This is a genomic window from Paucidesulfovibrio longus DSM 6739, from assembly GCF_000420485.1.
Lineage (GTDB): Bacteria > Desulfobacterota > Desulfovibrionia > Desulfovibrionales > Desulfovibrionaceae > Paucidesulfovibrio > Paucidesulfovibrio longus.
Genome location: NZ_ATVA01000014.1, coordinates 12799 through 26290 on the forward strand (window position 1 = coordinate 12799; position 13492 = coordinate 26290).

Below are 13492 nucleotides of genomic sequence, written 5' to 3' on the forward strand. Positions count from 1 at the left end.
CCGTGCGGGGGGGTGTCGGTGAAGTTCCTTGTCCTCGACAAGGCGTGTAGATATTTTTTCTATAAAATACAGCCTGATAACATGGTTATCTACCAAGTGACAGGCCTTATAAAAGCAACAAGGAGTCTTCTTTATGTTCTTAAGAGTACAAAGAGACGAGATCATCGAAGGTTTGCAGAAGTCGGCCAACATCATTCCGGCCAAGACGGGCGCCGCCTTCCTGCGCACGATCTGGCTGAAGTGCGAGGACGGAAGGCTCAACATAATGTCCACGGATTCCAACCTGGAGTTCTGCGGTTCCTATCCCGCCCAGATCCAGGAAGAGGGCCTGGCCGGCATCCAGGGCCGCGCCTTCTACGAGCTGGTCCGCAAGCTGCCTTCGGGCGAGCTGATCATCAAGACCGACGCGGACAAGCAGAACGTCCTGGTCGAGCAGGGAGCGCGCAAGTACAAGCTGCCCGTGAACGACGAGGAGTGGTTCCAGAAGTTTTCCTCCTTCCCGGACGAGGGCACGGTCTTCTGGTCCGGCGATTTCCTGCACGAGATCATCGACAAGATCGCCTACTGCATCAGCGACGAGGACTCCATGGAGGCCATCGCGTGCATCTATTTCGCCAGGGCCAAGAACGGCGACAAGGCCATCGAGGTCTGCGGGCTGAACGGCCACCAGTTCGCCATGATCAAGTTCGTCAACGACGACATCTTTGAAATGCTCCCGGAAGAAGGCGTGCTCATCCAGAAGAAATATCTGGCCGAGCTGAAGAAATGGCTGACCGCGGACGAGATCGAGCTGAACATCTCGGACAAGCGGCTCTTCTTCCGCACCGGGGACCAGCAGGAAACCTTCAGCCTGCCGCTTTCGTATTACCAGTATCCGAACTACAACAACTTCCTTTCCAAGCTCGGCGAGGAAGGGGTTTCCCGTCTTTCGTTCAACCGGGCGGAAATGATCAATTCCCTGGACCGCATCTCCATCTTCAACACCGATTCCAACCGCTGCACCCATTTCATGCTCCAGCCCGGCGAGCTCGTGCTCTACAGCCAGGGCCAGGAAACCGGCACGGCCACGGAGTCCATGGAGTCGCAGTTCAGCGGCGATCTGGAGCGCATCGCGTTCCCGACCAAGAATCTCATCGAGATCCTCAACCATTTCAGCTCGCAGACCGTGGAGATGGTTCTCACCGGCGGCGAAGCGCCCTGCGGCATCACCGGCACCGACGACGCCGACTATCAGGTCATCGTCATGCCCATGATGATTCAGGAAGAGACTTATTATACCGAGGAAGACGCTTAATGACCGAACAGAGGCAGACCAACAGCTATACGGCTGACAGCATCACCATTCTCGAGGGGCTTTCCGCCGTACGGAAACGCCCCGCCATGTACATCGGTTCCACGGACGGGCGCGGCCTGCACCACCTGGTCTACGAGGTGGTGGACAACTCCATCGACGAGGCCATGGGCGGGTATTGCAACCGCATCAAGGTCCAGCTGCACATGGACAACTCCGTGACCGTCACGGACAACGGCCGCGGCATTCCCGTGGACATGCACCCCAAGGAGCATCGTCCCGCGCTGGAAGTGGTCATGACCACGCTGCACGCGGGCGGCAAGTTCGACAACGACTCCTACAAGGTTTCCGGCGGCCTGCACGGCGTGGGCGTGTCCTGCGTGAACGCGCTTTCCGAATTCCTGGAGGCCACGGTCAAGCGCGACGGCAAGACCTGGCGTCAGACCTACGAGCGCGGCGTGCCCGTTTCCGGCCTGGAACTGGTGGGCGAGTCCACCAGCACGGGAACCGCCATCCGCTTTCGTCCGGACGAGGAGATCTTCGAGGTCAACCAGTTCGACTACGGCACGCTGAAAAAGCGGCTCCAGGAACTGGCCTACCTCAACTCCGGCCTGCAGATCGACTTCATGGACGAGCGCACCGGGGATTCGGACAGCTTCCACTTCGAGGGCGGCATCCGCTCCTACACCCAGGACATCAACAGCGGGCAGACCGTGGTCACGGACGTGATCTACGGCATCGGCGAAGCCGAGAACATGGTCACCGAGTTCGCGGTGCAGTACAACACGGGCTACAAGGAGAACGTCTACACGTTCGCCAACAACATCCGCACCGTGGAAGGCGGCACGCACCTCGCGGGCTTCCGCACGGCGCTGACCCGCGCCCTGAACAACTACATCGCCAACGCGGACCTGCCCAAGAAGCTGATCCGCAAGGTTTCGGGCGACGACGTGCGCGAGGGCCTGACAGCCATCGTCAGCGTCAAGCTGCCCATGCCGCAGTTCGAGGGCCAGACCAAGACCAAGCTCGGCAACTCCGAGGTCAGCGGCCTGGTGGCCGGATTGGTCTACGAGAAGCTGACCCAGTTTTTCGAGGAAAATCCCAAGGACATCAAGGCCATCCTGGAAAAGGTCATCGACGCGGCCCGCGCCCGCGACGCCGCCCGCAAGGCGCGCGATCTGGTCCGGCGCAAGGGAGCGCTTTCGGACAACGCCCTGCCGGGCAAGCTCGCGGACTGCCAGACCAAGAAGGCCGAGGAATCCGAGATCTTCATCGTCGAGGGCGACTCCGCAGGCGGCTCGGCCAAGCAGGGCCGCGACCCGCGCTGCCAGGCCATTTTGCCCCTGCGCGGCAAGATCCTGAACGTGGAAAAGACCCGCGTGGACAAGATGCTCTCCAACAAGGAAATCCGGGCCATGATCACGGCGCTCGGCGTGGGCATCGGCGTGGGCGACGACCAGGAAAAGGACTACGACAAGCTGCGCTACCACAAGATCGTCATCATGACGGACGCCGACGTGGACGGCTCGCACATCCGCACCCTGCTGCTGACCTTCTTCTTCCGGCAGTACCCGGAGCTGATCGAGCGCGGCAATCTCTACATCGCGCAGCCGCCCCTGTTCCGCGTGCACAAGGGCAAGTTCGAGAAGTTCATCAAGGAAGAGACGGAGCTGAACGACTTTCTGCTCACCAGCGTGAGCAAGGATCTCGTGGTCCGCTCGGTGAACGGCTACGAATACACGGGCGAAAAGCTCGTGGACTTCGCCAACCAGATCCGCTTCGTGCGCGGCAAGGTCCACGACGCCGTGAACATGGCCATCGAGGAGCCGCTCTTCATGCATCTGCTCGACTCGCAGCAGCGCCTCTCGTTCCGCTGGTTCGAGAAGGAGGAAAACGATCCCGAAGCCTTCTACGCGGACATGGCCGAACGTGGCTACAGCGTCCGCCTGGAGAGCGAGCATGACGAAGAGTCCGAAAAGGACCGCACCTTCCTCGTCTTCGAGAACCAGAACGGGCACCGCACGCGCCTGGCCATGGAATTCTTCAATTCCAAGCTCTACCGCCAGGCCTACGACACCAACCGCAAGATCAAGGACGAATGCGGCGGGGTGGAGTTCCTGCTGGTCAAGGGCGCGGAGCAGACGCCGGTGACGGGGCTTTTCAAGACCCTGGAGGCCATTCTCGAAGAAGCGCACAAGGGCTATCAGATCCAGCGCTACAAGGGTCTGGGCGAAATGAACCCGGAGCAGCTCTGGGAGACGACCATGGACCCGACCAAGCGGACCATGCTCCAGGTGAAGATCGACGACATGTCCGAGGCGGACGACATCTTCCAGGATCTCATGGGGGATTCCGTGGAGCCGCGTCGCCTGTTCATCGAGCGCAACGCCCTGGCCGTCCGCGAACTGGACATCTAGCAGCATTACGAAGGGTTCGGTCCGGCTTTTCCGAGGTCACGGCGTGAACCGGAAGCAGCGGCCCCGCCCTTCGCCATGGAGGATACATGAACGATTTCATAACCATCGAGGAAGAACTCAAGAAAAGTTATCTTGAGTATTCCTTGAGCGTGATCATCGGTCGCGCCATTCCGGACGTGCGCGACGGGCTCAAGCCCGTGCACAGGCGGATTCTCTTCGCCATGCACGATCTCGGAAACTCGTACAACCGAGCCTACAAGAAGTCCGCCCGCGTGGTCGGTGACGTCATCGGTAAATACCATCCGCACGGCGACTCCGCCGTGTACGACGCGCTGGTGCGCATGGCCCAGGAATTCTCCATGCGCGATCCGCTCGTGGACGGCCAGGGCAACTTCGGCTCCATCGACGGCGACGCCGCCGCGGCCATGCGTTACACCGAGGTGCGCATGGCGCGTCTGGCCAGCGAGTTCCTGGCGGACATCGACAAGCAGACCGTGGATTTCCGGCCCAACTACGACAACACCATGCAGGAGCCCGCGGTCCTGCCCACCAAGGTGCCCAACCTGCTGCTCAACGGCACGGCCGGCATCGCCGTGGGCATGGCCACCAACATCCCGCCCCACAACCTGGGCGAGCTGGTGGACGGCACCCTGCACCTGCTGCGCAACCCGGATTGCAGCGTCAGCGACCTGATGCAGCACATCAAGGGTCCGGACTTCCCCACGGGCGCCTCCATCTACGGCGGCCAGGGCCTGCGCGACGCCTACCACACCGGGCGCGGCAGCATCCGCATCCGGGGCAAGATCGAGATCGAGCAGCTCAAGGGCAACCGCGAGTCGATCATCATCAAGGAAATTCCCTACGCGCTGAACAAGTCCACCCTGGTGGAGAAGATCGCCCAGCTCGTGCACGAGAAGAAGATCGACGGCGTTTCGGACCTGCGCGACGAGTCCGACCGCAACGGCATCCGCATCGTGCTCGAACTCAAGCGCGGCTCCATCGCCGACATCATCGTCAACGCGCTCTACAAGTTCACCCCGCTGGAGACGAGCTTCGGCATCAACATGATGGCCGTGGCCGGCAACCGGCCCATGCTCCTGAACCTCAAGCAGGTGCTGGCCTACTTCCTGGAGCATCGGCGCGAGGTCATCATCCGGCGCACCCGCTTCGACCTGGACAAGAGCGAAAAGCGCGCCCACATCCTGGAAGGCCTCAAGATCGCGGTGGACAACATCGACGAGGTCGTGCGGCTGATCCGCGCCTCTTCCAGCCCGGACGAGGCCAAGGCCGCCCTGAAGGCGCGCTTCGAGCTGTCCGACGTGCAGGCCCAGGCCATCCTGGACATGCGTCTGCAGCGTCTGACCGGTCTGGAGCGGGACAAGCTGGAGGCCGAGTACCTGGATCTCATGGAGAAGATCAAATACTTCAAGAGCATCCTTGAAAACGAAAGCGTGCTCAAGGGCGTCATCGACGACGAGCTGACCGAGATCCGCAAGACCTACAGCACCCCGCGCCGCAGCGTGCTCCTGGAAGACAATCCCTACGACATCAACATCGAGGATCTCATCGCCGACGACGAGACCGTTATTACGCTCTCCCAGCGCGGCTACGTGAAGCGAACCCCCCTTTCCAACTACCAGTCCCAGAAGAGGGGCGGAAAGGGCGTGGCGGGCGTCCAGACGGGCGACGGCGACTTCGTGCACAACTTCCTCCTGACCACGAACCACCAGACCCTGCTGCTCTTCACCAACCTGGGCCGGATGTACCAGCTCAAGGTCCACCAGGTGCCCGAAGGCAGCCGCTACGCCAAGGGCGTGCACATCGCCAACCTGCTGCCCCTGAGCAAGGACGAGTACGTGGCAGCGGCCCTGGCCACCCGCGAGTTCGACAAGGAGCGCTACCTGCTCTTCGTGACCAAGCGCGGCATGATCAAGCGTTCCAGCATGGAGCTGTACGGCAACTGCCGCTCCACGGGCATCAAGGCCGTGACCCTCAAGGAACACGACGAGCTGATGACCGTGAAGGAGGTTCCGAGCGACGCGGACTGCCTGCTCATCTCCGCGGACGGCATCTCCATCCGCTTCAACATGCAGGACGCCCGGCCCATGGGCCGCGTGGCCGCCGGAGTCAAGGGCATGGCCCTGCGCGACGCGGACCGCGTGGTGGCCGCGGTCATCACCGGCAACGGCCGCGACAGCCTGCTGACCGTGTCCGAAGGGGGCTACGGCAAGCGCACCGGCCTGGACCAGTACCGGGTCCAGACGCGCGGCGGCAAGGGCATCATCAACATGCGCGTTACCGCCAAGACCGGACCCGTGCTCGGCGCCATCATGGTCGGCGAGAACGACGAGGTCGTGCTCCTGACCTCCGGCAACAAGATCATCCGCATGGACGTCTCCGAGATCAGCGAAACGCGCGGACGCGCCACCCAGGGCGTGCGCCTCGTGCAGATGGACGGCGGACAGGTGGCCGGATTCGACCTGGTGCTCGACAAGGGACTCGACGAGGAAGACTAGATGGCGACCCCCCATCGCGTTGCGCTCATTCTGGCTCTGCTGGCGAGCCTCGGCTGTCTGCTTGCGGGCTGTTCCGTTCCCGGTTCCAGCGAGCGCTCGGACCTGGAAGAGGTGCGCACTGCGTACATGAACGGCTTCTACATCGAGGCCAAGGAAGGGTACGAACGCTACCTTCAGCGCTACCCCAAGGGCGAGAACCGGCTCGAAGCCTGGGAGCGGCTTCTGGAAATCGCGCTCAACGTCAAGGGCGACCTGGACCGCTCCATCGTGCTGCTGGAAGCCATGATCCTGGAGTACGGGGAAAAGTCCAATTCGGCCTGGACCCTGATGTTCCAGCTCGGCGAGCTCTACGACCAGCGCGGCGACCGGACCAAGGCGCTGGACACCTGGCAGAAATGCCTGGAGCTGAGCGGGGACGACCAGCAGCGCAAGGTGGAAACCCTGCTGCGCATGGCCGGAGTGCACCGGGTGCTGCGCAACTACGACCGCGCCCTGACCCTGCTTCAGCAGTGCGAGGAGCTGGCCCCGGACGGGCCGACCCGCGCGCGCTGCCAGTACGAGGAGGCCCAGACCTACAGCTTCATGCAGAGCTGGGGCCAGGCCAAGGAAGTGCTGGAAGTGATCATGGCGGACGGCGTGGCCGACAAGGACACCCAGGCCCTGGCCGTGTTCCTGCTGGCCGACGTCTACGAGCAGGAAATGGACTTCGACCGGGCGCGCGAGCTCTTCCATTCCATAGAAGACACCTACCCGAATCCCAAGGTCATCCAGATCCGGCTGAAGAACATGGGCAAGGGCCATTAGCCGGACAACGCATCAACGGCATTCCAGGGAGGATCGGAAACGGTCCTCCCTTTTTTCATGCGCGCCTGTTTTCATGCGCGGCCCAAAGGAGCGCACGCACGTGCGCGGCGGCCGCGCGCTCTATGGAACCGTGCGGAAACGTGCGGAAACGAAAAAGGCCCCCGCGAACGGGGGCCCAGGAATGACGGCGATGAGGGTCGGCGTCGAACTACAGAATGGGCAGGTACTTGTCCAGTTCGTACTCGGTGACCTGAGTGCGGTATTCGTCCCACTCGGCGACCTTGTTCTCGACCAGGGCGTTGTGCAGGTGGTCGCCCAGGACTTCCTTCATGAACTTGGACTTCTTCAGGTTCATGGCGGCTTCGAACAGGGAGCCGGGAAGCGCCTTGATCTTGTTGCGCTTCAGCTGGCGGTCGTTCATGTGGAAGATGTCTTCCTCGACCGGGGTGGTCAGGGTGTAGTTTTCTTCGATGCCCTTCAGACCGGCCGCGATCATGACGGCGAAGGCCAGGTAGGGGTTGGCCGCCGGATCCGGGCAGCGCAGCTCCATGCGGGTGGCCAGTTCCTTGCCGGGCTTGTACATGGGCACGCGGACAAGGGCGGAACGGTTGCGGCGGGCCCAGGCGATGTAGACCGGGGCTTCGTAGCCGGGGACCAGGCGCTTGTAGGAGTTGACCCACTGGTTGGTCACGCAGACGAATTCGGGAGCGTGCTTGAGGATGCCGGCGATGTAGCTCTTGCCCTCGGCGGACAGATGGTACTTGTCGGATCCTTCGTAGAAGACGTTTTTGCCGTTCTTGAACAGGGACTGGTGCACGTGCATGCCGGAGCCGTTCTCGCCGAAGATGGGCTTGGGCATGAAGGAGGCGTAGCAGCCGTGCTTGCGGGCGGTTTCCTTGACGACCACGCGGTAGGTCATGGCGATGTCGGCCATGCGCAGGGCCTCGGCGTAGCGCAGGTCGATCTCATGCTGGGACGGGGCCACCTCGTGGTGGGAGTACTCGACCTGCATGCCCATGGCTTCGAGGGCGAAGATGATCTCGCGGCGGATGTTGTTGCCCAGGTCCAGCGGCGGAGCGTCGAAGTATCCGCCGTGGTCGAGGATCTCGGTGTCCTGGTCGTCGGCGAAGAGGAAGAACTCCAGCTCGGGACCGACGTAGGAGGTGTAGCCCTTCTCGGCGGCCTTGGCGAGAACCTTCTTCAGCACGTAGCGGGAATCGGCGGTGAACGGGGTGCCGTCGGGGTTGACCACGTCGCAGAACATGCGGGCGACCGGACGCTCGGTCGGACGCCAGGAGCAGATCTGGAAGGTGGTCGGATCCGGCATGGCGACCATGTCGGACTCGTCGATGCGGCAGAAGCCCAGGATCGAGGAGCCGTCAAAGCCCATGCCTTCCTCGAAGGAAGCTTCGATCTCGTTCGGGGTGATCTGGAAAGATTTCAGGGTGCCGAGGATGTCGACGAACCAGTACTGAATGAAGCTGACGTTGTAATCCTTGACGGCTTTCAGCACGTCGTCGGCGTTTTTGCAATCAAACACGGGGATATTCATGTGCCGGACCTCCAAAAAGGGTTGTTGGGTTTCACGACTTGGATGCGAATGGGTTCCTGATTAACAAGTTCGATGCCAATACTAATTAGTTGCGAAATTTCAAACTGTTATCTTCATGTTGACGCCTTTGGCAGCATCAGATTCCCATAAAAAATTACAATTTTGTGATGGAAAAACAAGCCCGCTTCAAAAATGAAACAATATTGTCAACAAAAGAGCTTGAAAAAACCGGAAATGGAACCGTAGACCACACATTATTGTCAACTTTGGACCTGTTTTTCGCCTCGTCGGGGTTGAATGAGCCATTTTTTGGGCCTCGCGTCAAGCGCATTTCGCCCTGCGGAGGCATTTCCTCGTCCTGTCTTGAAATGGCCGAAACCGGAGCCGGAACCCCTTCCACGGGCAAAAAAGAGTCCGCGAATCGACTCCCAGAGCCGATTCGCGGACTTTTGCCCCTGCGGCCGAACTGGGCCGCTCCGGATGCTTTTTGGGGGATGATCTCTTCCAATTTCTGCCGAAACAAGAAATTTACGGTTTCATGAGGCCTGAAACGCGTTCATTCCGGCTTGCATAGAACGAAAGTGTTATTTTCGATTCCCCGCTCGAGCGATTGCTCTGCGAAGTTCAGTTTTCACCGATCATATGAATGAGGTCTTTCATCTCCCGGAAGAACTCCATGAGTTCCTCGCGGTCGGCCACGACTCCGCCCTGGTTCAGGTGCAGGAGCACGGCGAGGTCCACGCCCCGGTTGGTGGTGTGCTTGGAAAAGCCCAGCTCGCGGCGCTTGGCCGTGGAGGAGCGCAGGGAGAGCGTCCAGGTGTCGCCCACGCCGCTCCAGGTGGAGAGCACGGGACCGCTTTCGCGCTCCTGGCGCACGAGAAAGCTGGTGAAGTCGCCCAGGGAGAGCCGACCCGGCAGACCGAGAAAATCGCCGCGTTCGGAACGGATGGCCACGGGCATGGCCAGGAATTCCGCGCCCGGCTGATCCGTTTCCGGCTCTGCGGGGCGGCTTGCGTCGGGCTGGCCCCCTTTTTCCAGGGCATAGCTGTCCACGCCGTCCCGGCCGCGCACGTTGACGATCTTCTTGGCGCGGACGCGGCGCTCCGGGGTGCCCTGCTCTTCCTGTGGGGAGGGAGTTTCCCCGTCCTCGCCCGCGGAATCCGCTTCTGCGTCGCCGCGTTCTTGCGCAGCAAGGCCGTCTGTTTCCATGGTCCGATCCTCGGCGGTGCGATCCTGCGGGGCGCTCGCTTCCCCGCCCGGCAGCTGACCGGAGGAGGCGTCGCCCGACTGCCGATCGGTGCGGAATCCCGCGGCCAGCTCGCCGAGCAGCACCTGATTCCCGGCTTCGGCTTCCAGCAGGCCGCGCAGGGCCTCCTCCAGCCTGGAAAGGCGCTGCTCCGACCTTGCCTGGGCCGTGGCCAGCTGGGCCATGCCCTGCATCATCTGCCCGGCGGTCTTGAAGAATTTTTCCAGATATTCCGGAGAGGCTCCGGCCATGGCCGAGACGCTCTGCCCTTCGGGGGCGGTTTCCCGACGTCCGCCCTCGGAGCGGAACCCGGCCTGCTTGAGGCGCTTCTCGGTTTCGGCCACGGAAAGGCCCTGCTCGAAGCATTCGCGGATTTTCTTGCAGACCTCCAGCGCCTTGGGCTGGAAGCGGATGGGCTTGCCGTACCCCGCCACGGGAATGTAGCCCGGAAATTTGCGACGATAGCTTTTCACCGTGGTCACGGACACGCCCAGGGCGTCTCCGAGATCCTTGTGGGTCAGGGTCTTGTCTGGCATTCGCTTTTATCTCCGTGTCTTCGTCTCGCTGCGGCGCAGCATCGCCGGAATCATTTCGTCACCGATCGTCACCCTGTAAATCCTTGCAGGGCAATGATCAGTAACTGATCGATATCGACATGGGACAGGGAAGTCAAGGACCGGGCCGGAAAGCGCGACGTGATCCGCTTTCCGGCCCGGAGGGCTTTTCAGGTCCGCAAACCGGCTGGCCCGGGATCAGAGCAGTTTGCTGGAAATGAATTCCAGGCCCGATTCCTGAACCGCTTCGGGCGAGCCCACCACAACGGCGCGGCCATGCTCGGCCACCAGCCGCGCGGCCTCGGCGAAATGCCGGAAGTCGCCGCTGGTGGTGCCCAGGATTTCCCCTCGGACCTGCTGCCGCCAGGCATCGGTGATGCCGGAAAGGTAGCGGATCATGGAGGTGAAGCCCTTGGCGTCCGGCAGCATGTAGCTGTCCATCTCGCCGATGGCCCCGATGACGCTTTTCTCGATGTCGTCGTGGCTCAGCGCGGCGTCGCGCAGGTAGGCTCCGATGTGGTCGAAGGCGTCCAGGGTCTTGGTCAGGTTCGGGTCGCGGTAGGAAACGAAGCAGAGCGTGCCCGCCACGAGGTCGAACATGCTGAACGCGCCGTAGGCCCCGCCCAGCACCCGCACCTTTTCCCAGAGGTAGCCCGCGCGCAGGAACTTGCTCACGGCGTTGGCCGCGCCCGTGAACTGCATGCCCAGATCCCGGAGGTTCGCGCCCCGGCCCACGTAGTTGACCTGCGCGGGCAGGGTCAGGGCCTCAAGCTTCGGGTAGCTGCACGGGGTGCGCTCCAGCCGGGGGTTCGTCGCATCGGGCAGCGCGCGGGTCAGGGAGGTGATGCCGGGCATGATGCTCGCGAAATCGTCCTCGCTGGCCGTGACGTTGATGATCAGATTGTTGCGGGAGAAGAGCAGGCGGCGCATCTCCTCCAGGTCGCGGTGCACGCTTTCGAAGTCGTTCTCCACCCGATCGGCCAGCTCGCGCAGGTAGAAGAGGTTGGTGACTCCGTGCATCAGCTCGTTGGTCAGCCCGGCCTCGTGCATGCCCGCGCGCAGCCGCGCGGCCACGGCCATGTGCCCGGAGGGTATCAGGCGATGCTCGGCCTGGGCCTTGGCTTCCAGGACCATCTGACGGAAGCGGTCCTTGTTGTCCAGGCGGCAGAGCATGAGCACTTCGAGCAGGATCTTGAAAAGCTCCTCGCTGCGCTCCACCGTGGCCTTGCAGCGCAGGAAGAGCTTGGAAACGCAGCCTTCGGCGGTGCCCAGGGCGGGCGCGGCGTAGGTCATGGATTCGATGCCGCCGGTCTTGCGGGCGATGCGCTTGGTCAGCGTCACGTAGTCGCTGGTCTCGGTGCCCATTTCCAGCAGGGCCTCGCCGAAGAGCGGGACGTAGGGCAGGAGCCGTTCCGGCAGGCGGCAGAGGTCGAAGCCGAGGTCGAGATAGAGCAGCCCGGCCGTGTCCAGGTCGTGCAGCAGGGTGCGCGACTCGTCCCGTTCGTAGGACTCGATGGGAATGATCTGGTTGCGCCGGGGCAGGTCGTTCAGGGAGAGGCGCGGAATGGCGGCCAGGGCCTCGGGGCTGTCGGGCTTGCTCTGCTCCTCGCGCAGCTGTTCCGCAATCTCGCGCAGGCGGGCCTGCTCGCCCTCGGTCATGCTGGCGCGCACGGTTTCCAGGCGTTCCTTTTCCCGCTTGCGGACCTTGTCCGAAAGTTCCGGGTCCGGCAGGAGCTTGAGCGTGGCCCGGTGCGGATTGTCGATGAGATGGGCGCGGATCAGGTTTTCGAACACGGGCTCGCCCGAGGCGATGCGCTCCTTGAGCCGCAGGAGCGGTGCTTCGAAGGCGATCAGGTCCACGGGGTCGCCGTCGTAGAGCCAGGTGGAGAGCGCCCGGAACATGGCCGACAGCCCGCGCGGGTAGTTGCCGGTATTGTTCTCGCGCAGGGCGAATTCCTCGCTGTTCATGGCCGCTTCCACGTCGTGGGGGTGCGCGCCCTGCTCCACGATGTCGGTCAGCGTCCGCAGGATCAGCGGCTCGACCTTGTCCGCGTCTTCGGGGTCCACGCCTTTGAGTCCCACGGAAAAGTACATCTGGCGGATGTCCGCCTCCAGGCCCACCCCGGCCATGTCCTCGCCCAGCTCCGAGTCGAGCAGCGCCTTGCGCAGCGGCGAGGAGGAAAGCCCGACGAGCACATGCTCCAGGGCGTGCAGCGCCAGGTTCAGCTCCGGGTCGCGGGTTTCGGGCAGGCAGAAGTTGACCGTGACCATGGCCTTGCCGTCGCCGCCGGGATACGGCTTGACCAGGGTGCGCGGGGCCTCGAAGGCCGGTTGCAGCCGGACCATGGTTCCGGGCTGCGTGCGCTCGAACTTGTCGAAATATTCGTCCAGAACGGCCAGCCGCTTTTCCGGATCGTCGTCGCCCCAGAAAAAGGCGAAGGCGTTGGAGGGATGGTAGTGGGCCTTGTGGAAGGCCATGAAGCGCTCGAAGCTGAGTTCCGGGATGACCTCCGGATTGCCGCCCGAATCCAGGCCGTAGGCCGTGTCCGGGTGGAGCGCGTTCTGGGACTGCTCGTGCAGGATGTTGTCCGGGGAGGAATACGCGCCCTTCATCTCGTTGAAGACCACGCCCTTGTAGGTCAGGGGCATTCCCGGACCTTCCTGCTCGTAGTGCCAGCCTTCCTGGCGCAGGGTGTTCCGCGTCAGCCTGGGGAAGAAGACCGCGTCCAGGTAGACGTCCACGAGGTTGTAGAAATCCTGGAGATTGGCGCTGGCCACGGGATAGCAGGTCTTGTCCGGAAAGGTCAGGGCGTTCAGGAAGGTCTGGAGCGAGCCTTTGAGCAGCTCCACGAAAGGCTCCCGGACCGGATACTTGCGCGAGCCGCAGAGCACGGAGTGCTCCAGGATGTGGGGCAGGCCCGTGGAGTCCGCCGGGGTGGTCCGAAAGCTGATCCCGAAGACCTTGTTTTCGTCCGAGTTGACCACGGAGAGCACGCGCCCCCCGGTCCGGTCGTGTTCGTAGAGCAGCGCCCTGGAAGACATTTCCGGAATTTCCCGGTCCGCTACAAGGGTGAATCCGTGCTTTTTGGCCATTATCTCATCCCGCAGGTTA

At 62.6% G+C, this 13492-nt stretch carries 8 protein-coding genes; 5 read left to right on the plus strand and 3 right to left on the minus strand.

Annotation, left to right across the window (positions count from 1 at the left end; translation table 11 throughout):
• The first annotated feature begins 133 nt into the window (after nt 1-133).
• The 4 genes from dnaN to G452_RS0109225 all read left to right on the plus strand — a co-directional run bounded on the left by dnaN (nt 134) and on the right by G452_RS0109225 (nt 7028).
• Entirely contained in the window at nt 134-1294 is a 1161-nt protein-coding gene (dnaN, locus tag G452_RS0109210) for a DNA polymerase III subunit beta (RefSeq protein WP_022661968.1), read from the plus strand.
• The gene (gyrB, locus tag G452_RS0109215; RefSeq protein ID WP_022661969.1) at nt 1294-3708 is read left to right on the plus strand and encodes a DNA topoisomerase (ATP-hydrolyzing) subunit B; all 2415 of its coding nucleotides are present in this window, start codon (nt 1294-1296) and stop codon (nt 3706-3708) included. The genes dnaN and gyrB overlap by 1 nt, the downstream gene beginning before the upstream one ends.
• A gap of 86 nt (nt 3709-3794) precedes the next feature.
• Nucleotides 3795-6224: a DNA gyrase subunit A gene (gene gyrA, locus G452_RS0109220; RefSeq protein ID WP_022661970.1), complete on the plus strand. Its 2430-nt coding sequence runs from the start codon at nt 3795-3797 to the stop codon at nt 6222-6224.
• Nucleotides 6225-7028, plus strand: coding sequence for a tetratricopeptide repeat protein (locus G452_RS0109225; protein WP_022661971.1), 804 nt, complete (start codon nt 6225-6227; stop codon nt 7026-7028).
• 208 nt (nt 7029-7236) lie between these two features.
• Here the strand turns inward: G452_RS0109225 and G452_RS0109230 are convergent, their stop codons facing one another.
• Nucleotides 7237-8580 (minus strand): glutamine synthetase family protein, encoded by a 1344-nt coding sequence (locus tag G452_RS0109230; RefSeq protein WP_022661972.1) that lies wholly within the window; start codon nt 8578-8580, stop codon nt 7237-7239.
• A 167-nt stretch (nt 8581-8747) separates the two neighbouring features.
• On the opposite strand from G452_RS0109230, the gene G452_RS21460 reads away from it, so the two are divergent.
• Nucleotides 8748-9122 carry a hypothetical protein gene (locus G452_RS21460; protein WP_162141294.1) on the plus strand — a complete coding sequence of 125 codons (375 nt, stop codon included), beginning with the start codon at nt 8748-8750 and terminating at the stop codon, nt 9120-9122.
• A gap of 82 nt (nt 9123-9204) precedes the next feature.
• On the opposite strand, the gene G452_RS0109235 is transcribed toward G452_RS21460, so the two are convergent.
• Together G452_RS0109235 and G452_RS0109240 are read right to left on the minus strand one after the other, a co-directional pair.
• The gene (locus G452_RS0109235; RefSeq protein ID WP_022661973.1) at nt 9205-10362 is read right to left on the minus strand and encodes a helix-turn-helix domain-containing protein; all 1158 of its coding nucleotides are present in this window, start codon (nt 10360-10362) and stop codon (nt 9205-9207) included.
• A 216-nt stretch (nt 10363-10578) separates the two neighbouring features.
• On the minus strand, nt 10579-13473 hold the full coding sequence (locus G452_RS0109240; protein WP_022661974.1) for an insulinase family protein: 2895 nt from the start codon (nt 13471-13473) through the stop codon (nt 10579-10581).
• Between the last annotated feature and the right edge of the window lie 19 nt (nt 13474-13492).

Bases quoted from the DNA above. Each gene is read 5' to 3' on its own strand.
- G452_RS0109240 (WP_022661974.1), bottom strand. From the start codon at position 13,473: ATGGCCAAAAAGCACGGATTCACCCTTGTAGCGGACCGGGAAATTCCG.
- G452_RS0109225 (WP_022661971.1), top strand. From the start codon at position 6,225: ATGGCGACCCCCCATCGCGTTGCGCTCATTCTGGCTCTGCTGGCGAGC.
- G452_RS21460 (WP_162141294.1), top strand. From the start codon at position 8,748: ATGGAAAAACAAGCCCGCTTCAAAAATGAAACAATATTGTCAACAAAA.
- dnaN (WP_022661968.1), top strand. From the start codon at position 134: ATGTTCTTAAGAGTACAAAGAGACGAGATCATCGAAGGTTTGCAGAAG.
- gyrB (WP_022661969.1), top strand. From the start codon at position 1,294: ATGACCGAACAGAGGCAGACCAACAGCTATACGGCTGACAGCATCACC.
- G452_RS0109235 (WP_022661973.1), bottom strand. From the start codon at position 10,362: ATGCCAGACAAGACCCTGACCCACAAGGATCTCGGAGACGCCCTGGGC.
- G452_RS0109230 (WP_022661972.1), bottom strand. From the start codon at position 8,580: ATGAATATCCCCGTGTTTGATTGCAAAAACGCCGACGACGTGCTGAAA.
- gyrA (WP_022661970.1), top strand. From the start codon at position 3,795: ATGAACGATTTCATAACCATCGAGGAAGAACTCAAGAAAAGTTATCTT.